The sequence below is a fragment of the Lysinibacillus sp. FSL M8-0134 genome (genome assembly GCF_038069745.1).
Taxonomy (GTDB): Bacteria; Bacillota; Bacilli; order Bacillales_A; family Planococcaceae; genus Lysinibacillus; species Lysinibacillus irui.
This window is the reverse complement of record NZ_JBBPAJ010000001.1, coordinates 3549064-3569868: the sequence shown is the minus strand read 5'-3', so window position 1 is coordinate 3569868 and position 20805 is coordinate 3549064. Positions and strand designations below refer to the sequence as shown.

Genomic DNA, 20805 nt, shown 5'->3' with positions numbered 1-20805 from the left:
TTACTAGAAATTATTTAAAAATTCTTAATTCTTGTAGAATTTTTATGTACATGCACAACGTAATGATATTTAACTAATAATGGAGGTTTATTTATGAATAATTTTGATAAAACAGAATTTTTGGCTCTTATATGGCCAGTTGCATATAAATATAACAAGGAAATCATATCTTCACTAAAAATACATTTTCATATTAAATCTATACATACTGTTTCTTTTAATAATTGTCTACAATTTGAGGAATTTATGAATAAAGTTTATTCAGTTGATAGGATAGATCCATGGAAGATAAATAAAAAAATAGAATTATGTAAAGAACATACTCTAACTTGTACAGTAATTTCATTTTATTCGGATGAAACAGAATTTTATATTAGAGTAATTGATGGTAAAATAAAATACTTACCAAAAAAAGTAAAAGATATAAAGGAAATGATTAGGGATAAATATAAAAATAATATTTCCAATTATTTCTATGATGTAATAATACACATGACCGACGATGGTGAGGAAACAGTTGAAATATTAGACATATTAAAAAATTATGAAACTGAGGTAAATATATGAAAACCAATGAAATGAATATTGGAGGAAGACTGGTAGGGGAAGAACATCCACCGCTTATTATCCCTGAAATTGGAATAAACCATAATGGTTCAATAGTGATTGCAAAAGAAATGATAGATGCAGCAGCCGCTGTTGGGGCCGAAATCGTAAAGTTTCAGACTCATATACCAGAGTATGAAATGAGTGAGGAAGCAAAGAATATTATACCTGCTAATGCCAATAAATCAATTTATAAAATTATGGAGGAATCAGCACTTACATATGAAGAAGAACTTGAGTTAAAGCTATACACCGAAGCAAAAGGTTTGATTTATTTGAGTACTCCTTTCTCAATAAAAGCTGTTGATAGGCTGGAAAAATTAAACGTTTGTGCTTATAAAATAGGCTCTGGTGAATGCAATAATATTCCACTAGTTGAATATATTGTATCAAAGGGAAAACCAATTATATTATCAACTGGTATGAATACAATTGAAAGTATAAAAAAGACAGTTAACATTATAAAAAAACGGAATGTTCCATTAGCAATTTTACATTGTACCAATTTATACCCTACCCCTGCACATTTAGTTCGACTAGGTGGTATATCTATTCTTAAATCTAAATTCCCTCATGAAGTAATTGGTTTCTCTGACCATACTGTTAACAGTAATGCTAGTTTAGCTGCAATCTCATTAGGCGCATCTATTATTGAAAGGCATTTTACAGATACAAAAGAAAGAATTGGTCCTGATATTATTTGTTCTATGGATAAGAATGATTTAAAAAGTTTAATTATAACTGCAAAAGAAATAGATTTAATGTTAGGTGGTGACATTGAGCCAGCAGAAGAAGAAAAGGATACAGCTAAGTTTGCCTTTGCTACTGTAGTAGCAATAAAAAATATAGCTAAAGGTCAAGAATTTACACCACAAAATATTGTTGCTAGAAGACCAAATGTAGGGGGCATACCTGCTGAATCATTATCTAGTCTATATAACAGAAAAGCCCTTAGAGATATTAACAAAGGGGAGCATCTAGAATGGGAGGTAGTCGAATGAAAAAAATAATTTTTGTTACAGGATCTAGGGCTGATTATGGGAAGATAAAATCCTTAATAAGACGTATTGAAGATAGCAATTTTTTTGAATTGCATTTATTTGTAACTGGAACCCATAATCTAAAAGAATATGGATGTACACAAAAATACTTTATAGAGGATAGGTATAAAAATATCCATATATACGATAATCAAGCTAATTCCATGGATCAATCTCTTGCAAAGACTATGATAGGTTTAAAAAATTTTGTATCAAAAGTACAACCCGATTTAATAGTTGTACATGGAGATCGACTAGAAGCTTTAGCAGGTAGTATAATAGGATCTTTTAATAACATAAAAGTAGCACATATTGAAGGCGGAGAAGTATCTGGAAGTATTGATGAATCTATCAGACACGCAGTTACTAAGCTATCAAATTTTCACTTTGTAAGTAACAATGAGGCGCTAAATCGAGTACTTCAATTAGGAGAAAAAAAAGAGAACATCTTCAATATAGGGTCTCCTGATATAGATATAATGTTATCGGATAGCTTACCTACATATAAAACTATTATGGAAAATTATAATCTAGAAATTTATAAATATGCCATTTTAATATATCACCCAGTAACAACATTAAATAGTGAGCTCCTTAAGGAAAAAGCTAATTGTTTAATGAATACACTTTCAAATACAGATCATGAATATGTTGTTATATTACCGAACAATGACACAGGATCAGAGATTATTCGAAATACTTATAGTAAGTTTAAGGAAGAAAAAAAATTCAAGTTTTATAATTCAGTAAAATTTGAGGATTTCCTTGTTTTATTAAAATATTGTAAATTCATAATAGGCAATTCAAGTGCCGGTATACGTGAAGCAAATGTTTATGGAATACCGACAATTAATATCGGTAATCGTCAAAAAGGAAGATATAACTTAAAAGACAGCAATATCGTAACTATTGAAGAAAATCAAACAGAGATTTTAAAGGCAATTGACAAAGCTTTAAAGATAAAAAATAAATGTCTAAGGACGTTTGGTGATGGAAAGAGTACAGAAAGATTTATGTCAATACTATGCTCAGATACAATATGGAATAGTAAAATTGAAAAGACTTTTAGTGATATTCCATTTTACAATATTGAAGAGAGGTTAACATATGTATAAAGGAAAAAGCATTTTGGCAATAATACCAGCAAGAAAAGGTAGTAAGGGAATAAGAAGAAAGAACATGTATGATATAAATGGAAAACCACTAATATTTTATACTATAAATGAAGCAAAAAAATCAATCTATATAGACGATATTCTAGTATCTACGGATTGTATTGACACAAAAAAATATGTTGAAAGTTTTTCAATTGAAGTCCCTTTTCTAAGAGCGTCAAGCTTAGCCCAGGATGAAACGAATATTATTGATGTGATTTTGGCAGATTTAAAGAAGTTAAAATTAAATGGGAAGGTATATGATTATATAATTGTTCTTCAACCGACTCAACCATTGCGGAGGAAATTTCACATTGACGATGCAATAAAATTAATAGTTGAAACAAATAAGAGCTCTTTAGTATCAGTTTCAAAAGTAACTGAACACCCATACTTTATAAGAGAATTAAATAAGGATGGGAGTTTGAAAAGTATTATAAATGTTAATTCAACAATAAGAAGACAGGAATTACCTAACTATTATAAAGTTAATGGATTAATATACATAAATAAAATTGATGAAAATCTAAATGAATATACTAGTTTAAATGATAATGAATTAGCTTTTATTACAGATATTAAATATGACTTGGATATAGATTCACTAGAAGATATAAAAAAATTTAAAGGGCTGATTAATTATATTGGACAATAAAGTACATACCATAATGTATCATTTCATACGAAATAAAAATGAATTAGGGTTAAAGTTTAATTTTTTAGATATTAAAATATTTGAAGAACAAATTAATTATTTTCGAAGTAATTTTAATCTAATAAATATTGATGATTTATTGAACTTTAAAGAGATTTCATCGAAAAAAGATGCAGTGTTATTAACTTTTGATGATGGTTATATAGAACATTATGACATAGTTCTTCCTATTTTAAAGAAAAATAACATTCAAGGTTGTTTTTACATACCAACTAGTATAATAGAGAACAATTTATTAAGTGTAAATAAAATACAACTCATTGTTTTGAATACAGAAACAGAACTAGCTTTATCTGAATTATTCGAAATTATGAAGAGATATAAAAGTGATTTTAATCTAAAGAGTCGAGAGGAGTATTTTTCTTTATATGGGATTAAAAATAGATGGGACAATATAAAGGTATCCTTTATAAAAAAAATGCTTCAATATGTATTACCTCTTCCCATTAGAGATTTAATTATTGATGAATTATTTGTTAAGTTTGTTAAAGATAAAACTAATAATTTAAGTTTGTACATGTCTGTTAAACAAATTCAAGATTTATATAATGAAGGGATGTATATTGGAGGACACACACATAACCATTACCATCTCAAAAATTGCTCTTATCCTATACAATATAAGGAAATAAAAAAATCAATAGAATTATTAGCTAATATAGGCATTCAACATGTTAATAAGTCATTCGCATATCCTTTCGGTAGTTATAATAAAGATACTATATCTATTCTATCTGAATTAAACATACATTCATCTTTTTGTGTGAAACATGGAAGCATAGATAAAACCAATTTAGCAAAATGCTTCGAACTTCCACGAATAGATTGTAATAATATAAAGAAGTTTATGTAACAAAATAATAATTGGGAGAGTATTTTTATGAGAAAACCAAAAATTCTTGCATCAATGGGTCCTCACTTATTTAGCCCAGAAGATATATTACATGCGTTTGAATTAGGAGTAAAGAATTACAGAGTTAATTTAGGTAAAAGGCATAGAAATAATCTGCAATACATAAGTAATGTTTTTAAAGCTAAGGAAAAGAGAAGTGATATTATTTTAATGATAGATCTTCCATCATCGCGTCCTAGAATTAGTAATAATTTTAAGGATTCTTTTTTAGAAGTGGGGCAAGAAGTTCTAATTTATGATTCTTGTATTTCATGTAATAACTTAATAAAAACATGTATACCCCTTTATAATCTAGATGAATGTTTTGAATATATTGAAGTTGGTGACATTATTAATTTTGATGATGGTAAGGTGAAAGTTCGTATTGAATCTATTAATATAAGCAAAAAAACTTTAAAGGCCATTTGTATTAAGAGTATGTCGCCTATAGTTAAATCAACTTCGATAATTATAAATAATAAATCAATTAGTTATACCCTTCTTACCAAAGAGGATAGGCAATTTTTATTGCGATTAAAGAAATATCAATTAGTTCCTGACTGGATTTCTATTTCTTTTGTTGAAAATGGAATTGACATTAAAACTTTAAAAAAAGAGATAAATAATATATTTGGAGAAAATGAAATAAAAATTATATCAAAGATTGAAACTCAAAATAGCTTAAATAATATAAATGATATTATTAAATGTTCAAATGGAATTATGGTTGCTCGTGGAGACTTATGTCAGAATATAGACCCTGCTATGATACCAACAGTTCAACAGTCTCTAGTAAAATTGGCAAATGAAAAACAAGTCATCAGTATAGTGGCAACTCAAATATTAGAGAAGTTTGCAATTACAGGAGAAGTTTGTTTTTCCGAGTTATCTGATATCTCTCTAGCGGTTCAACAACGTACGGATTTTCTAATGTTATCTGGAGAAAGTGGTGCAAAGCGTTCTAAAGAATGTTTAAAGTTAATGACTGAAGTTATTCATGAAGAATTTATAAATAGGGGTTATAATTCACTATGAAAGAAAAAGAGATTTGTGACTATTTTATTGAATATGAATATAAAAATAATTTGTTTGATCTCACAATCGGAAATGTGAAAATTTGGATTTATTTAAGAGAGATTGTATATTGTGATATTTTAAAAATAAAAGGATGTATAAATGATTCTTTTACTCAATTAAAGAATAAAAAAAAATATGATAGTATTGTTTCATTATTTATCAGAAATAAAGCATATAAGTATGTATTTAATAATCCTCTTAAAAAGGTAGAGGAAAGTGATCTTTTAATATTAACACATCCACGTAGAATTAAGAATGCAGGTTTCTATGATTGTACCGTTTTCGATCCAATATTGGAACATATAAACAATAAATATACGGTTCTTGAAGAGCCGTTATGGGTAGATAGTTTGGCTGATTTTGAATCTCATTATAGTCCAGTTAGAACTCGTAACTTAATATATTCTGATAGGATTGAATTCTTATTTGAAATGAAATATAGAGTAAATAAATTTTTGGCTAAAGTTTTTAGAATAAAAGTTCTGAATAATAAAGAAATTAAAATTATTAAAAAAATTTTAAATGGCTTAGATGAAATTTTTAATGTTAATTTAAATAAAGGGAAGTATATAGATCTTTTTGGTAAATTCTATCTTTACGAAAGTTTTACAACTCATAAATATGAGCAATTAATAAAAAAAATCAATCCTAAACTTATTCTAGAGTATTATTCACCTACACGAACTAAACAAGTTATGAATAGAATTGCAGCTAATAATAATATTCCTACACTGGATTTCCAGCACGGGATGTTCGCACGAAATGAGCCTTTGATGGTCAATTACTTTAAGAAAATTAAGTTGGATAACTTCCCGGATAAAATTCTACTTTTTGGCGAATTTTGGAAAAGAGGAGTGAGATTTCCTATTGAAGATGATAATTTAATATCAGTTGGTTATCCTTTATTTGATGAAAAAAAGAGTAAATTAAAAAAAGTAAATAAAAATAAGTATATAACTTTCTTATCACAAGGGAAAATAGGCGTGGAGTTAAGTAAACTAGCAGCTGATTTAAGTATTTTATTGGAAGATAGTAATAGTGAATACACAATTTTATATAAAACTCACCCATTCGAACATAATAAATGGAAGCATGAGTACCCATGGCTGTTAAATAAAGAGAACATTAAAGTTTTTGATAGTAATGAAAAGGATATATATTATTTTTTTGAACAGTCTGTATGTATAGTAGGGGTTTATTCGACAGCTATTTATGAAGGAGCTGCTTTGAATTTATTAACCTTTATTTACAACGGTTATTCAAGTAATGAACTTGAATACTTGTATAGTAATTATAATAATGTGAATCTGGTTAGTACAGCCGAGGATATAATAAACATATTAAATCTAAAAAAAAATGAAGAGATCTCTAAAGCAAATTTTAACGAAATATTTAAAGAGAATAGCATTGAAAATATTAAAGATTTTATAGATTGGGAACTGAATAGGTGATTATATGAACACGTTATATTCTATTAGAAATGAATATGGAATTAATCTTAATATTAATATCAATAAGATGTGGGCGCTTCAATGGAATAAAAACAATGAATTTAATAGATATGATGTAATTGTAAGACTCTTAGCAATTGAGAACTTTTATGGGTATAACAACTTTGGAATGGATTTATATTTACAAATGCAAGAAAAAAGAATGTTAAGTCATAGATGGTTCCCAAAAAGTCAAATAACAAATGAACCTTTTCAAGAACTAATAAAGAAATTTGAATATGGGAAATTTGATTATTCATATCCAATAAAAGTGAATAGATTTTTTGAATTAGTAGATGGCTCGCATAGATTTTCTCTGGCACTATTCCATAAAATGAATAATATTCCTGTTGATTTTTCAGCTGATTTATTTGATTGTAGTTTTTATTATGGTATTAATTGGTTTGAAGAAAATGGTTTTTTTAATAGAGACGTTTCGTTAATTAGGGATAAATTCCTGGAAATTAATAAGAATTTTTATCAAACAGTAGATATGATTTTACTTCCTCAAGTAGATAAAGTTTGGGATAATATTATTGAATTGTTGGAGGAAGATTTTGTTATCAAAAACATTAAAAATATAGCAGTTTCAAGTTTTGAAGAATTAAAGAAAATACTGTATGAGTTTAATAATTCAAATGGTTATTTAGAAAATTCAAATATGCTAAGTTCCAATTTTTCCCCATCTACTTTCAAATTATTTTCTTTAGAATTAAAATTAAATGATTTAATTAAACTAAATGATAATGATAAGACTATTCCAACATCAGTATCCATTATAAAAAAAATGAATAAAATTAAACAGCAACTCTTTGGGAAAATTGAAAGTAAAGATTTTTATTTAATAAGAATTTCTGATTTTAAATTTGATAATAAAATTTAGTATAGGTGATGATTCCATAATGGACAAAATTACACAAGTATTAGTAAAACTGGAGGGAAACGAATCCTCTGAACTTTTATTAAACATGATAAAAATAGGTGTTAATAATTTCGGCCTACGTTTAGACGATAGTAAAACAAAAGAATTAGTAAATTTAGAAATATTATATGAACTAAGAAAGAATCGAGAATTATTATTATTAATAGATATTTCTTCAAATATAAAAGAGCTAGATTATACTATAGAATATCTTAAGCTTAATAAAATAGAGCCTAACTTTATAGTTATACCTCTTAACTATGATGAGGAATCTTTGAATTCGATGAAAGAAAAGTTAAAAAATGAATGGGAATATGCAGAAATAATAGTTAAAATATGTAACGAATATGATTTCAATAACATTGATGATATCTTATTAATATATGATGGCATTTTTATTTCAAGAGATGAATTAATTTTAAATTGCTCACCAAAATATTTACCTAAAATACAGAGGAACTTAATAAAAAAATGCCATCACTTAAATAAAAAAACAATAATTGATGGTCATTTCTTAACCAACCTTAGTAAAACAGGGATAGTTAATCGATCAGAATTGTCTGATGTTGCATTAGGAGTTAGACAAAAGGCCAACATGTTAACAGTAAATTGGAATCAGGATAATAATAATCATTCTGAAGAAGTCATTTCCTTAATGAGGAAAATTATTGAAATAGAGAATGGATAAAATAAACCTAGATTAGAAAGGGAGAATTTTAATTAATGAAATTTTCTATAGATAAAGATACTCAAATTTTAGCCACAGCTGGTCCGACTTTAAAAACGATAAAAGATATTGAAAAAGCTATATTTATGGGGGTTAATAACTTTAGATTACACCTTGGTTCCCGAGATAGAGATGTAAAAGAATACATTGAAAATATAAGAAAAGCTGAAAAGTTGACAGGTAGTAACGTAGATGTTTTATTAGATCTCCCCTCCTCTAGGCCAAGAATCTCATCTATTTCATATAGAAATTTAATCGTTGATAAAGAATATATAATTACAGATGCTGAAATATTAGATGATAACAATATTATTCCTATACCGGGGATTCGTAAACTATTCCCTCATTTAAAAGTTGGTGAACGAGTTCAGTTTAGAGATGGGAAGGTTACCTTAATAATTATGGATATTAATATATCAGAAGGACAATTAGTAACGAAGTGCCTAGCTTCAAATGTAAAAATTGGAAAAGGTAGTTCGTGTGTATTACCTGATAGTAATGTAACTTATGATGTTATTGTAGATGAGGATTTAGAAGTTTTTTCTCGTCTTAAGGAGAGTAACCTTTTCCCTGAATGGATTTGTATATCATTTGCAAATAATAAAAATCAAATTTTGACGATGAGACATATATGTAATGACTATTGGCCAAATAGAGAAATAAAATTAGTTGCTAAGATTGAAACGGCAAAAGGTATTAAAAATATTGATGAAATATTAGAAGTAACTGATGGGATTATGATAGGAAGAGGAGACTTAGCATTACATACTGACCCATCCATAGTACCTTTATTACAAAGCTATTTAATAAAGAAAACACAACTAGCAGAAAAATTATGTATTGTGGGAACTGAGTTTTTTGAGTGTTTTGCTAATTCGGGTGTAGCTAATAGAGCTGAAGTTTCTGATATAGCTAATACTGTAAGAGAAAATGTGGACGCTATAATGTTATCAATGGAAACAGCTAACAGTAAGCATCCTTTTGAAAGTATTGCTTTGATTAAAAAAATTATAGAAATAGAAAAAAATTCTGATGTTTATTTGGACGAATTCTTAAATGATTAGTTGTTTAATTCTTATTTCCCTCGGTATTTAGAGTGTGAGCTGAAAGATGAGGCATCTCCCCCCTAGTGTATAACTTATAATGGAATGTCATTAATAAACTGACGCTAAATAGTCTAGTGTACAGTAAATTTGAATGTTGATAAACCAGCTTACATGGTCACCAAGTTCAAAAGCGAGGTGCATTGTCTTTAAGTGAGGCGATTAAATGGATCAGTTAGTGAACATGTTGTAGCAAACATCAAAGAAATTCGGAAACATAAGAAAATTATCCAAGAGGGACTGGCAGAAAAATCAGGGTTACAAACATCCTATTTAGATGGAGTAGAACGTGGAGACAGAAATATAAACTTGCAAACCTTAAAAAAAAATCAAGTCTAGAAGTAACGGCAAAAGAACTATTTGATTTAAAAATACCAATCAAATCCCTTTCCTTAGAAATAGAACGGATTATCCATTTATTTACATATGAATTGAAGGGAAAGTTCGGAAAAAGAAATTCGATTAATAATTGAATTGACGAATAAAATATTCGAAACATATACGGGTTAGCGACAGAAAAATGCGGATTTACAACATGAGAAATAAGCATATTCATTAAAGTCGATGGTTTAGCGGTGCTCCAAATACCACTAAAGCATTGCCATGACTGACGTTTGAAGAAATGCATAAAAATATGTTTAAAAAATCTTCACAAGGAAAGCCATGAAACGTTGATATAACAACATTCATGGCTTTTATTTGTATGTCCAAACTTTCACTTGGGAACATTATTTGAATTGTATAGTGCAAATATAGTGTATTGAATTATTATTGTTAATCTTCGTCATTCTACTTCTTCTGAGGCCTCAACATTTCGTTATACATAATCCAAGGATTGTAAAACTGCTTTTGTAGCTGAATTAATAGCATCACGAGAGTTTAAAATTATATTTTCATCACCAATAATATTGTTGGTAAACACGTAATTTTCTCTTCTCCAATTAAATTGAGCGATTTGACGGAAATACTCTTTTAATTATTGCTCATTCTTTGCAATTTCAACAAATTTACCTGCAACTCGTGCAGCTACAATAATACCAGTCCCACTTGTTAAGACATTGCTATTACGGATTACCGGAATATCGCAGAATTTTTAACACGTAAATTAGATAATATCTGCAATATACTTGCTGTTTTCTAATTCCTCGAAGAACTATTCGACATTTTTTGTAACCGTATTTTTGTAATCTTCACTTTCTGATAACTTCATCGATAATTTTAACGTTTTTGTAGATTGAGAGTTATACCCAGCAATCTCCATTAAAGCACTTTTTAAGTTATTAAGAAAGTAACTCTGTAGTTTCAGTTAAATGACCAATGTTATCAAATAAATTCACTACTATACTTTGTCTCGTGTGTTAAATAAGGTATTAATTGATGTACTTGTTTGCTTAGCATTTTGGTTAACATCCACAAAATCTTGTCTAATTTTCCGTGTATCTTTTTCGTAAAGAATATTTAATAGCATATTACTATCAGCAATATTTCTACCGCTTTCTCAGCAAGTTCACGGATGGCCACTACACGATAATTGCCATCTAAACATTCAAACTCATAATCAATTGGAAGAAGCACTAATCTGATAGGAGGGTTATATCAAACATCTATTCGCTTAAATGTACGCTTAATCTTGCGGTACTTAGAAATATCTCTGTTGGTGGAGCTATTGAACGAGTAAATAATTTTGCTGATAAAGTTACAATGTTATCCGAGAACGGTGCAAAGAGTGTTGTTGTCCCAATGGATAACCCCAATGAGCTCTCAAATGTTCCGCCGACAGTTCTTGGTAATACAGATGTTCCTTTTTATCAGTGTAATCAAATGCTTATGCAAAAAGCGATCTTTGTTGATTAATAATAACCGATATTAGCCAAATTTAAAAGAATTATTGCTGAAGTATATTCAAATTGAATATGTAATTAATTGCCATACCTCTACTGGATTGATAAAGTTAGTAGAGGTTTTTTTTATTTCATTCAAGGTGGTGTTTATTTTGTATTCTCGTTATCAAGAACAAATTATAAATGATGTTCAAACTAATTTAGAAGAAATGGGTACACAACCTATACTATTTATTGGATCTGGACTTTCTAAAAGATATTTTCATGCACCTAATAGGAAGGAATTACTGGAATTATTGAAAAAACGTTGCCCAATCATCCCACATGGTCCAGGTTACTATCTTCAAGGTGCGAAAAGTTTATCGGAGTTAGGAAGTATATACACTGAGTACTATCGTGAATGGGCATGGGATAATCAAGAAAATTATCCAACAGAGTTTTTTAGCACTGAAATACCAAAAGATATTTACATAAAGTTTGAAATTAAAGAGATTCTAGAAGAAATCACACCTAAGTCAATTGATGAAATAAAGGATGAAAAGTTAAAAGAGGAGATTAAGATTTTACAAGATATACAGCTCCACGCATTAATAACTACTAATTATGATAACTTTTTAGAAAACTTTTTGTAAAATATCAACCTATTGTAGGTCAAAAAGTCTTAAGACCAGATACGATGTGGATAGGGGAAATATTTAAAATTCATATTTGCGTTTCGGATAATAATGAAATTATATTAAATGAGGAAGATTATGACGTAATTATACATAAGAAAAAGTATCTAAGTGCTAAATTATTACCATTTTTTTCTGAACATCCGTTTTTATTCATTGGGTATAGCGCTAATGACAAAAATATTCAATCGATATTATCCGATATTGACGAACTAATTTCTAAAAAGGTGAGATTATACCTAATATCTATTTTCCGGAATATGACGATAAAATTTCAGAACACTTAAATCCTAAAACTGAAAAAGTCATTTTAATAAATTCCAAAGAGATACGTGTGAAGTCAATTACTGCAAAAGATTATGATTGGATTCTTAGTGCATTTGCTTCAAGAAAAGCAATCGAAAATGTTCATCCCAAATTATTAAGAGCCTTAATGGCTAGAACATATAAATTAGTTAGAAGTGACATACCGAGTAAGAGTGTAGAGGTAAATTTCGGAATGTTATCTGAAATTTTGGAAGATGATAAGACATTACCTAATCTATATGTTATTACAATGGTAAGTGAATCAAGTGATATTAATATTAATTTCCCATATAAATTAACAAAATTAGGTAAGAGTTTAGGATTTAGAGGATGGCATGGAGCGGACGATTTAATTTATGAAATTCGACGTAGTACAGGAATTGATATTAAAGCTACAGACAATAAATATCATGTATTTATAAAAGCTGGTAGAACAAGTGGGAATAGGAAATATTCTCATGCAGCATTAAAACTTTTAGCTGATGTTAGGGAAGGTAAAGAATATGGAGTCGAACTATAAGATTATGTTAAAGTAGAAAAGTAGTTTGAAGAATAGAAACATTCTTGAGTTTACATTATAGTACCTAACTATTTAGGAATTATGCAATAATCTAGACATTCTGAATGTGATTAACCAAATTTCTGCTTAGTGGAATTTAATAAAGTGAATATAGAAAGATAATTAAGGGAGTGAAATATTGTTTAATAATATATATCTAATTAATTCGGAAATTTCGGACAAAGTTAACAAGTTAATTAACAATTATGAAGTAGATGAAGGAGAATTTAAAGAAGGCACTATAGACTTAGAAGATTTAATACACCTCGATATGTTGAAAAAACTTACAGCTAATATAAAAAATAAAGTTATTACCCCAGTTTGTTATTATCAGGTATTAGTAGGTGAAAGTGTAAATGAAAGTACTTTATCCTTTCATGCAGAACATGCATTAATGAGAATTACATCTGTATGGGAACATCTTTTTCAAATATTAAATACTTATCTTGAAATTAATGATACACCAAGAAGAGTTAAAGAAGGAGTAGAGGAATGGGAAATTTTAAAACAAAGTACTTTACATAACAAGAATAATAAATTTAAAAAATATGCTAGCGTTAGTAATGAAGTGTTATCTGGAAAAAACTTCGTGAAGAAGATAAAAAAGAAATATACAAGTGATTCCTATTTAAGGAAGTTGGTCAATATTTCAAATAAGACACATTGGAAAAAAATAAGAGAACACAGAAATGATATAATCCACCATAAGTTTATTGGACAATCTGCATTTGTTATTAGTGCTTCAAAAGAACATTATAGTATTAGGTTTGACAATAACGCTGAAAAAGACTTTAATTACAGAGAATTAGCAACACTTTTCTCAGTTGCATTAAAAGAGATTAAAGAAGCGTTAGAATTAACATTTTTAATGTTTAAAAAAGATTTAATTCCAAATAAAAAATCTTCTTCAAGAGAAGAACACTTCTTATTAAAAATACAATGTTCTTGTGAAGAGCATATTAAACTAGTTCCAGATTTATTTTTAGATTTAGATAATAAATTAATGAAAAAAGGGAGTCTATACCGTGGATTATTTTGTCCAAATTGCTTCTCTGAAGAAATATCGATTTTGGAAGAAAGGCATAAAGTAAGTCAAAGAAAATGGGATCTTTTGTTAAATGATTATTACTATAATAAAGTGCCCTTGTATGTAGAAAAAAAGCTGAAGGAATAGGATACTATCTCATCAAAATTTACTCATGAGTGCATAGATTAACAACTTATGTATAAAATTTTATAATTCCATCACATTTATATACTGTATTCTCAGTCTTAAGACAATGTGGTTTATAAAAATTAGTTTTTTCGTAATCGTAGTTAAATCCGTAGTTAGAAATTCATTAAAAAGCTAAAAAGCCTTATAAATACTGGGAATGAGGTTTTTTATTGGGAAAGGGTTTGACTCCCGCCGTCTCCATATATAGGAATCCGATCAGTACGTAAGAATTGAATAGGAATACATCTCTTTTGTAATGCAAAAGTTAGGTGGATTATAAGCTCAACGGTATGGCCGATTTTGGTCAATGTCGTTGGGTTTTTTCATTGTAAATCGCTAAGGGGAAGCTTGAGAATCCAACCAGTGTGTAAGACGGACCCCTTAGCGTTTTATTATTTGAAGACGACTCATTGCTCTGCCTCTCGCCAAAAGTGAGCAGCTGAATTGAAACGATAACTATGTACTACCTAAAAAGAATAAGTTTGAAAAACCAACAGTGAAGGAGGTGAGAAGATGAGAAAAAAAGTGCATTCGGAAGAAAACGATTGTATTTGAAGTGGAAATTGCGTTAAATTCGATTGATTATTTCGGTCAGTCCAAGCGAGCTTTTCGCAGTCAAGGGATTAAAGGCATCCACTCGTACAAGCAAAAGAAACCACTTAACTTTAAAGGGAGGCAACATGATGAACGTTAATAATATTGTTTACGTGGAAGTGGATAAGCTTTTCCGAATGCTGGAAAGAACGCGCCTTATCCAATTCCACATCGCTAGCATGAAACGACAAATGGAAATGGGTGTATTTATGTGAATTGATAAAAATGAGGAAACAGTTTCTCCAAAAACGAGCTAGAGGAATTAGCAGAAGGGATGAGTTTATTGATGGAGCAGATGGTTTGTGGAGAGAAGGTTAATTAGGGAATGATCGCCCCTCGATTTGTTAGAGGGGCGATTATTTATTTTGAAATTAGTCGTTGAGATTTAGGTATTCTGTAAGTCATAGCAGTATATAAAGGTAGAATAGCAATAAAAGTATCCTGTAACTCATTAATAATTTGTTTATATGTTTGAATTTTTACGTCATCACAGTGATAAAATTTCATGCATAAACTTTCATATCCATCCATATAATGATTTTTGTAAAAAGTGAGAAATTCATCAACGGTATGGTTGTCGATTTCAAATTCTGCTACATATTCAATTAATTTATTGTTATAGAAACGCCATACGAATCCATGTCCTTGAATTTTAGAATAAACATTTATAATATCCTCTTTAACTTTTGACCAATTGTCCGCAACATAACCATTATCTACGCCATCATTAGCGGTACTGTGGTACATACCCATCTGTAAACCATCAGAACCGATTGCTAATTGTAAGCATGCGTGTTTGTGGAATTGTTCGATTGCAGACTTTTGTTTGGAATTTGAAATTCCTTCAAATAGTTTTAGCTCAGATTTGTGTTTTCCATATCTCATCCAGATTCCGGTTACACGTTCAAAGTTATAAATAGAAGGTACAATTCCGCTAGTTAGATTTGCTTCAAGATAATGAGGATACAAATCTAATTTTTTTGCAAATGATTCAATAACTTCGTTAATCTCGTAAAATTTTTCTTGTGTAGCCATTCGTCTAGATTTTATTGTAGATAATCCTGAATACCAGTATTGCTCATCAAAAATACTGTAATCTTCAACATTAAAATAGAAATCCGATAGATCAGGATATTTTTTTTCTAAACTTTGTCTGTCAAAGATTGGTTTCATTTTTTTATTCAGTTTAGTATAAAAGCTTTCTAATTCTGGAGGTTGAGATACTTTTGGTAAATCAGAAAACAAGTTAATAACTTCTTCATCAACTAAGATACTGTTTTCCCATAAACTAACCCAAAATTCTTCTAATTGACCCTCATTCGAAGTAGTCTTGCAAATTAATTCATTATTATTTTTTAGACCACCCTCTGTTAAATTTGCTGAGCCAGTGTACGTGGTAATCCCTGAATCAGTGTGAAGTTCGTAAACTTTACTGTGTAGAAAAGGTTCAGTGAAAATATAAACAGTTGCAAAACTAGTTAACAATTTTAAAGTTTCAACAGGTTGTTTTTCGTCAAATTTAATACTGCAATAAATTTGTAAATCACCTTTAATTTGGTTATTTTCAATAATATTATTTAAGAGTTGAGCACCTTTATACGAAATATAAGCACTAGAAATATTAATGAGATAAGGATGTACATTAATGATTTCTTCTCTAAAATCATTAAAAAAAGCATTTTGTTTCCATAGATAAACTGTCATCGAATCACCCTTTTGCAAAAAGTATTAATTAGTTTTCCTCAAAATAATCCAAATCAATCTTCTTCAAAGTAATTACGGTTTCCTTGGATACACCAACATTATATTCAAACATTAAGTCCGTTAATTTTTTACCGTCGATTAAAATGACTGAGCGATCGACATTCTGTGCGTATTCAATGGCTTCTTTTGTAAATCTTGAAGTAGTGATGAACACACCTTTATTGGCTTTGACACCAAGTAAACTCCCTACAAATGCCTGAATATCTGGTCGTGATACTGGATTGGACCAGCGTTTGCCTTGTAAATAAATTTTATCTAGTCCAAGGACATCTTCTTTAATAATCCCATCAATTCCACCGTCTCCTGAATTACCAACAGCTCTACCTGCATCTTTAATTGAACCACCATATCCCATTGCAACTAAAAGTTCGACAATTAATTGCTCGAAAAAGCTTGGAGAGCATTCCATAATTTTATTTAGCAATTCATGCTGTACAGAATGTTTCAGCAAATTATAGTTTTTCTCAATCATTTCAAGAGGTGTACTTGATTCATCTTCAATTTTGGGGTCAGGATTATCCTCATTTGATTTTCCATATTTAAACTCGAGAAATTCAGGGAATTGTTTCAATACAGATTCGTTGATTTCATGAATGGAAGAGACATTTAAAATTGTCTTGCCTCGTGCTGTAATTTTAAATACAGCTCTTTTCGGGCTTTCAATTAAGCCAGCATTTTTTAAGTAAGTTCTTGCCCAACCTATACGATTCACAACGATCGATTGTTTGCCACTCGGTAATAATTCTTCAATTTCATTTTCAGTTAATTGAAAGAACTTTGGTAAATAATCATATAGTTCTTTTAATGTGTGTTCCTGTTCATCTTTTAAATATTCGAGAAATGGATACATAAATTGTTCGTATGTAGGGATAGCCATGTTTAAGCCTCCTTTAAGGTTCATTATATAGGTGAAATTATACATAAAGATAACTTGTTATACAAATTCTTATGGAGGTTCAAAAGGACATTGAAGCATTTCTTTCACTTTTAAGAAGAAGCGAAAAAATATCCTAAACAGTACAAGCCAACAACTGAATAAGTAAAGTTACGTAAAAAGTTAAAGAAACAGGGGGCACTACATAGATGGAAATGTAAGGCGTGGTAATTAAAAATTTTATAGTGTAAATGGGCAAATGATTTCGAGGCAAATGGGTTGAAGGATTATATAGTTCCTAATGGATATATCGATGTCATGTGGGCAATCTAAAAGTGGTGAAAAATTTGAAATTGATACGAGTAATCGAGTTAAATCTGTCAAAAAGCTATTTGAAGTTGAGGCGAAGTATAGGATCTGGATTTGTTCCGTGCATACTTTTATAGGAAAAAGGTTTACATCAACAAAATAAGGTATACTATATTTGTTGAATAGATTTCTTTAAAGGCAGGAAAAGTAGGTGAACCAAAAGTGGGGAAATATCAATTGGATACTAAAGGTAAGGTGGCTGTGGCAAAGTATCATGAAAAACACAAGCCAGCCAAATTTGACAAAAAGCAGCAACTTGAGAAAATACGTGCGGAGTATTTGAAAAAGAAGCAAGAACAAACAGATCAATAATTTGAATGAAAACATAGGAAGACTAAAATCTCCCTATGTTTTTCTTTAAAATAAAATTGCGGTAGATTTTATTATTCTCCTAAATTGCAGATTCGATGACAGAAAACTTATTATCAGATATCCATTCCTCTTAACATTTCTTGTACCGTACCACCCTAGAATTTTTATTTGTTCATACTCCGTGCATTTGTTGTCATAGGGAAGAAACTCTTTTTTGAAAAACAAATGATTTAAGAGAATATATCCATCTCATTTTCATTTTTGTTTCGAACGTTTTTATGACAAAGGCGAAAATGTCATCGATTCTATCAAGAGCTTTTGAATTAAGTGGTCTTTCTTCAGTTCAACTTAAGCTGATTTTGGCCTCTCAAAATATTTATTGTAGAGCATGATGCAACAATCTCAAAAAGTACGATTCGCGGGATTCAGCCTAAAAAGATGTGAATGTCATCACTATAATGTATAAGGGTGTGCTAAAAGTCGAGAAACTTTCAGCACACCCTGTTGTATTTAATTGAACAGACGACAATGAAGGAGTAATATACTCTCCGTATTTTTCTATCCATCATTTAAAAATATAGTATAGTTATTGTAAAAACCGAAATGATCGAGGGGACTGGAATAAATGAACTTACTAGAAGTTGGAGTAAAAATAAAGCAGATGCGGAAGAAAAATAAAATGTCTCAGGATGATTTAGCTTCGCAGATTAATTTAACGAAAAGTCATATTTCAAAAATAGAAAATGGTAAAGCGACACCGAGTCTGGTGACATTGTCCAAGATTGCGGAAATATTTGATGTGCCAATGGCTTGGTTTGTTATTCAGGATCAATTTGATGGCATTTCGATTGTTTCGAAAAAAGAACGCCATGAGACTGTAGAAACGAATGAACTTGGCTATCAATATGAGCTGTTAGCGAATAAGAGCTATATGAGCAATATCAATCCTTCTATTGTTACTGTACATAATGGGGCGGAAAATTTAGCTCCTTATACACACGATAATGATGAATTTATTTATGTCATTTCGGGTAGTATCGTCTTGAAATACGATCATAAATTTTACAATTTAGAAGAAGGGGACTCTGCGTATTTTTCTGGGAAAAAGGAGCATATCTTTATTAACAATTCTGCTGAAAACTCAAAGGTATTAACAATTTATGTTGAGGATTAAATCATTCCTTTAAACGTAAATATTATCGAAAATACAATTTTCTTGTTTACAATACTATTCAGACAATTTACAATTGGTGTAATGTTATTCAACTAAGTTGAATTATATTACACTTTTTTATTTTTGGGGGTATGGGGATGACTTCACGAATTAAGGGATTTTATTTACTTTCAGTAGAAGAGCGAATTAAGCTAATCGCTGAAAAATCAAATTTAACCAACGAGGAAGTTGAAGCTTTAAAAAGTGGAATTTCATTAGAGCTTGCAGATGCAATGGTTGAAAATGTTATTGGACATATTTCAGTGCCTCTAGGGGTAGCGGCCAACTTTAAGGTGAATGGCAAGGAGGTATTTATTCCGATGGCTACGGAAGAGCCGTCTGTAATCGCTGCGGCTAGTAATGCGGCTCGTGCAGCATATGAGTTAGGTGGTATTTTTACTTCCAGCTCGGGAACAGTTATGCGTGGACAGATTCAGGTATTAAATATTGAGGACCCTCATGCAGCAAGGGCGAAAATTTTTGAACATAAAAATGAGATCATCGAGCATTGTAATGAAAAAGATCCAACGTTAGTCAAGTTAGGCGGTGGAGTCAAGGATATAGAAGTACACTTAATCGACACAGCAAAAGAAACAATGGTTGTCGTCCATTTAATCGTAGATACGAAGGATGCAATGGGGGCAAACGCTGTCAATACGATGGCAGAATCTGTGTCACCATTAATCGAACGGATTACAAATGGACGAGTTGTGCTCCGAATTATTTCAAATTTAGCAGATAAGCGTATTGTCCGTGCGCGTGGTGAATTCTCGACAGATATGCTTGGCGGTATAGAAATTGCCAAAAATATTGTAAGTGCTTACGAATTTGCAGATGCTGACCCGTATCGGGCTGCCACACATAATAAAGGGGTTATGAATGGTATTACAGCTGCGGTATTGGCATCGGGTAACGATACGCGTGCTGTTGAGGCTGGTGCTCATGCCTATGCTGCTCGTTCTGGTAGATATCGCTCTTTAACGACGTGGGAGCTAAATAAAGCAGGCAATCTTGTTGGTACGTTGGAATTGCCATTAGCTGTTGGTATTGTAGGAGGGGCTACAAAGACTCACCCTGTTGCAAAAGCAGCGCTAAAAATTATGGATGTGCAATCTGCAGAGGAGCTAGCTAGCTACATTGCCGCAGTAGGATTAGTAGAAAATCTAGCAAGCTTACGCGCACTTTCAGCAGAGGGTATTCAATCTGGTCATATGCGTCTGCATGCGAAAAACTTGGCTGTAATGGCTGGGGCAACAGGCGATATTATTGATCGTGTTGTGCAGCAGGCGGTAGAAGAGAAGGATTTCCGTTATGATCGTGTTTTAGAGATTACAAACTCTCTGCGAGGTGAATAATA

The 20805-nt window shown here is 30.2% G+C and carries 22 protein-coding genes; 19 read left to right on the top strand and 3 right to left on the bottom strand.

Annotation, left to right across the window (positions count from 1 at the left end):
• Window positions 1–93: 93 nt before the first annotated feature.
• The 11 genes from MKY49_RS18170 (at window position 94) to MKY49_RS18120 (ending at window position 10065) form a co-directional block, all read left to right on the top strand.
• Entirely contained in the window at window positions 94–567 is a 474-nt protein-coding gene (locus tag MKY49_RS18170; RefSeq protein WP_341386798.1) for a hypothetical protein, read from the top strand.
• Window positions 564–1607, top strand: a complete 1044-nt coding sequence (locus tag MKY49_RS18165) for an N-acetylneuraminate synthase family protein (RefSeq protein ID WP_341386797.1) — start codon at window positions 564–566, stop codon at window positions 1605–1607. Before MKY49_RS18170 ends, MKY49_RS18165 begins: the two co-directional genes overlap by 4 nt.
• Window positions 1604–2761: a UDP-N-acetylglucosamine 2-epimerase gene (gene neuC / locus MKY49_RS18160; RefSeq protein WP_341386795.1), complete on the top strand. Its 1158-nt coding sequence runs from the start codon at window positions 1604–1606 to the stop codon at window positions 2759–2761. Before MKY49_RS18165 ends, neuC begins: the two co-directional genes overlap by 4 nt.
• A complete protein-coding gene (locus MKY49_RS18155) occupies window positions 2754–3455 on the top strand; it encodes an acylneuraminate cytidylyltransferase family protein (protein WP_341386794.1) in 702 nt (233 codons plus the stop codon). Before neuC ends, MKY49_RS18155 begins: the two co-directional genes overlap by 8 nt.
• The gene (locus MKY49_RS18150; protein WP_341386793.1) at window positions 3445–4368 is read left to right on the top strand and encodes a polysaccharide deacetylase family protein; all 924 of its coding nucleotides are present in this window, start codon (window positions 3445–3447) and stop codon (window positions 4366–4368) included. The genes MKY49_RS18155 and MKY49_RS18150 overlap by 11 nt, the downstream gene beginning before the upstream one ends.
• A gap of 27 nt (window positions 4369–4395) precedes the next feature.
• Window positions 4396–5442 (top strand): pyruvate kinase, encoded by a 1047-nt coding sequence (locus MKY49_RS18145; RefSeq protein ID WP_341386792.1) that lies wholly within the window; start codon window positions 4396–4398, stop codon window positions 5440–5442.
• Window positions 5439–6935 (top strand): hypothetical protein, encoded by a 1497-nt coding sequence (locus MKY49_RS18140; protein WP_341386791.1) that lies wholly within the window; start codon window positions 5439–5441, stop codon window positions 6933–6935. Before MKY49_RS18145 ends, MKY49_RS18140 begins: the two co-directional genes overlap by 4 nt.
• 4 nt (window positions 6936–6939) lie before the next feature.
• A complete protein-coding gene (locus tag MKY49_RS18135) occupies window positions 6940–7857 on the top strand; it encodes a ParB/RepB/Spo0J family partition protein (protein ID WP_341386790.1) in 918 nt (305 codons plus the stop codon).
• Between the two features lie 19 nt (window positions 7858–7876).
• Window positions 7877–8584 (top strand): pyruvate kinase, encoded by a 708-nt coding sequence (locus tag MKY49_RS18130; protein WP_341386789.1) that lies wholly within the window; start codon window positions 7877–7879, stop codon window positions 8582–8584.
• Between the two features lie 35 nt (window positions 8585–8619).
• Window positions 8620–9687, top strand: coding sequence for a pyruvate kinase (locus tag MKY49_RS18125; RefSeq protein WP_341386788.1), 1068 nt, complete (start codon window positions 8620–8622; stop codon window positions 9685–9687).
• Window positions 9688–9879: 192 nt separating this feature from the next.
• Window positions 9880–10065 (top strand): helix-turn-helix domain-containing protein, encoded by a 186-nt coding sequence (locus tag MKY49_RS18120; RefSeq protein WP_341386787.1) that lies wholly within the window; start codon window positions 9880–9882, stop codon window positions 10063–10065.
• A gap of 1000 nt (window positions 10066–11065) precedes the next feature.
• Here the strand turns inward: MKY49_RS18120 and MKY49_RS23055 are convergent.
• A complete protein-coding gene (locus MKY49_RS23055; protein ID WP_445928409.1) occupies window positions 11066–11194 on the bottom strand; it encodes a DNA sulfur modification protein DndB in 129 nt (42 codons plus the stop codon).
• A gap of 525 nt (window positions 11195–11719) precedes the next feature.
• Here MKY49_RS23055 and MKY49_RS18115 point away from each other — a divergent pair.
• From MKY49_RS18115 to MKY49_RS18095, 5 genes are all read left to right on the top strand, one after another.
• A complete protein-coding gene (locus tag MKY49_RS18115) occupies window positions 11720–12199 on the top strand; it encodes a hypothetical protein (protein ID WP_341386785.1) in 480 nt (159 codons plus the stop codon).
• A gap of 44 nt (window positions 12200–12243) precedes the next feature.
• Complete coding sequence (locus MKY49_RS18110; protein WP_341386784.1) at window positions 12244–12528, top strand: SIR2 family protein; 285 nt, start codon at window positions 12244–12246, stop codon at window positions 12526–12528.
• Window positions 12529–12575: 47 nt separating this feature from the next.
• The gene (locus MKY49_RS18105) at window positions 12576–13067 is read left to right on the top strand and encodes a hypothetical protein (protein ID WP_341386783.1); all 492 of its coding nucleotides are present in this window, start codon (window positions 12576–12578) and stop codon (window positions 13065–13067) included.
• 178 nt (window positions 13068–13245) lie between these two features.
• The gene (locus MKY49_RS18100; RefSeq protein WP_341386782.1) at window positions 13246–14280 is read left to right on the top strand and encodes a hypothetical protein; all 1035 of its coding nucleotides are present in this window, start codon (window positions 13246–13248) and stop codon (window positions 14278–14280) included.
• A 725-nt stretch (window positions 14281–15005) separates the two neighbouring features.
• A complete protein-coding gene (locus MKY49_RS18095) occupies window positions 15006–15131 on the top strand; it encodes a hypothetical protein (RefSeq protein WP_341386781.1) in 126 nt (41 codons plus the stop codon).
• 145 nt (window positions 15132–15276) lie between these two features.
• Here MKY49_RS18095 and MKY49_RS18090 read toward each other — a convergent pair whose 3' ends face one another.
• Together MKY49_RS18090 and MKY49_RS18085 are read right to left on the bottom strand one after the other, a co-directional pair.
• Window positions 15277–16620: a restriction endonuclease PLD domain-containing protein gene (locus MKY49_RS18090; protein ID WP_341386780.1), complete on the bottom strand. Its 1344-nt coding sequence runs from the start codon at window positions 16618–16620 to the stop codon at window positions 15277–15279.
• Window positions 16621–16648: 28 nt separating this feature from the next.
• A complete protein-coding gene (locus MKY49_RS18085; protein ID WP_341386779.1) occupies window positions 16649–17557 on the bottom strand; it encodes a restriction endonuclease in 909 nt (302 codons plus the stop codon).
• 528 nt (window positions 17558–18085) lie between these two features.
• Between MKY49_RS18085 and MKY49_RS18080 the strand changes: the two genes are divergently transcribed.
• The 3 genes from MKY49_RS18080 (at window position 18086) to MKY49_RS18070 (ending at window position 20803) form a co-directional block, all read left to right on the top strand.
• Window positions 18086–18235: a hypothetical protein gene (locus tag MKY49_RS18080; RefSeq protein ID WP_012292280.1), complete on the top strand. Its 150-nt coding sequence runs from the start codon at window positions 18086–18088 to the stop codon at window positions 18233–18235.
• 625 nt (window positions 18236–18860) lie between these two features.
• Window positions 18861–19409 (top strand): helix-turn-helix domain-containing protein, encoded by a 549-nt coding sequence (locus tag MKY49_RS18075; RefSeq protein ID WP_341386778.1) that lies wholly within the window; start codon window positions 18861–18863, stop codon window positions 19407–19409.
• Window positions 19410–19546: 137 nt separating this feature from the next.
• Window positions 19547–20803, top strand: a complete 1257-nt coding sequence (locus MKY49_RS18070; protein WP_216485256.1) for a hydroxymethylglutaryl-CoA reductase, degradative — start codon at window positions 19547–19549, stop codon at window positions 20801–20803.
• Window positions 20804–20805 lie beyond the last annotated feature (2 nt).

What these genes read in the sequence shown, in the direction of transcription:
- MKY49_RS18075 (WP_341386778.1), top strand. Translation starts at nt 18,861, where the DNA reads ATGAACTTACTAGAAGTTGGAGTAAAAATAAAGCAGATGCGGAAGAAA.
- MKY49_RS18140 (WP_341386791.1), top strand. Translation starts at nt 5,439, where the DNA reads ATGAAAGAAAAAGAGATTTGTGACTATTTTATTGAATATGAATATAAA.
- MKY49_RS18155 (WP_341386794.1), top strand. Translation starts at nt 2,754, where the DNA reads ATGTATAAAGGAAAAAGCATTTTGGCAATAATACCAGCAAGAAAAGGT.
- MKY49_RS18165 (WP_341386797.1), top strand. Translation starts at nt 564, where the DNA reads ATGAAAACCAATGAAATGAATATTGGAGGAAGACTGGTAGGGGAAGAA.
- MKY49_RS18090 (WP_341386780.1), bottom strand. Translation starts at nt 16,620, where the DNA reads ATGACAGTTTATCTATGGAAACAAAATGCTTTTTTTAATGATTTTAGA.
- MKY49_RS23055 (WP_445928409.1), bottom strand. Translation starts at nt 11,194, where the DNA reads ATGCTATTAAATATTCTTTACGAAAAAGATACACGGAAAATTAGACAA.
- MKY49_RS18125 (WP_341386788.1), top strand. Translation starts at nt 8,620, where the DNA reads ATGAAATTTTCTATAGATAAAGATACTCAAATTTTAGCCACAGCTGGT.
- MKY49_RS18110 (WP_341386784.1), top strand. Translation starts at nt 12,244, where the DNA reads ATGTGGATAGGGGAAATATTTAAAATTCATATTTGCGTTTCGGATAAT.
- MKY49_RS18145 (WP_341386792.1), top strand. Translation starts at nt 4,396, where the DNA reads ATGAGAAAACCAAAAATTCTTGCATCAATGGGTCCTCACTTATTTAGC.
- MKY49_RS18070 (WP_216485256.1), top strand. Translation starts at nt 19,547, where the DNA reads ATGACTTCACGAATTAAGGGATTTTATTTACTTTCAGTAGAAGAGCGA.
- MKY49_RS18085 (WP_341386779.1), bottom strand. Translation starts at nt 17,557, where the DNA reads ATGGCTATCCCTACATACGAACAATTTATGTATCCATTTCTCGAATAT.
- MKY49_RS18095 (WP_341386781.1), top strand. Translation starts at nt 15,006, where the DNA reads ATGAACGTTAATAATATTGTTTACGTGGAAGTGGATAAGCTTTTCCGA.
- MKY49_RS18130 (WP_341386789.1), top strand. Translation starts at nt 7,877, where the DNA reads ATGGACAAAATTACACAAGTATTAGTAAAACTGGAGGGAAACGAATCC.
- MKY49_RS18170 (WP_341386798.1), top strand. Translation starts at nt 94, where the DNA reads ATGAATAATTTTGATAAAACAGAATTTTTGGCTCTTATATGGCCAGTT.
- neuC (WP_341386795.1), top strand. Translation starts at nt 1,604, where the DNA reads ATGAAAAAAATAATTTTTGTTACAGGATCTAGGGCTGATTATGGGAAG.
- MKY49_RS18135 (WP_341386790.1), top strand. Translation starts at nt 6,940, where the DNA reads ATGAACACGTTATATTCTATTAGAAATGAATATGGAATTAATCTTAAT.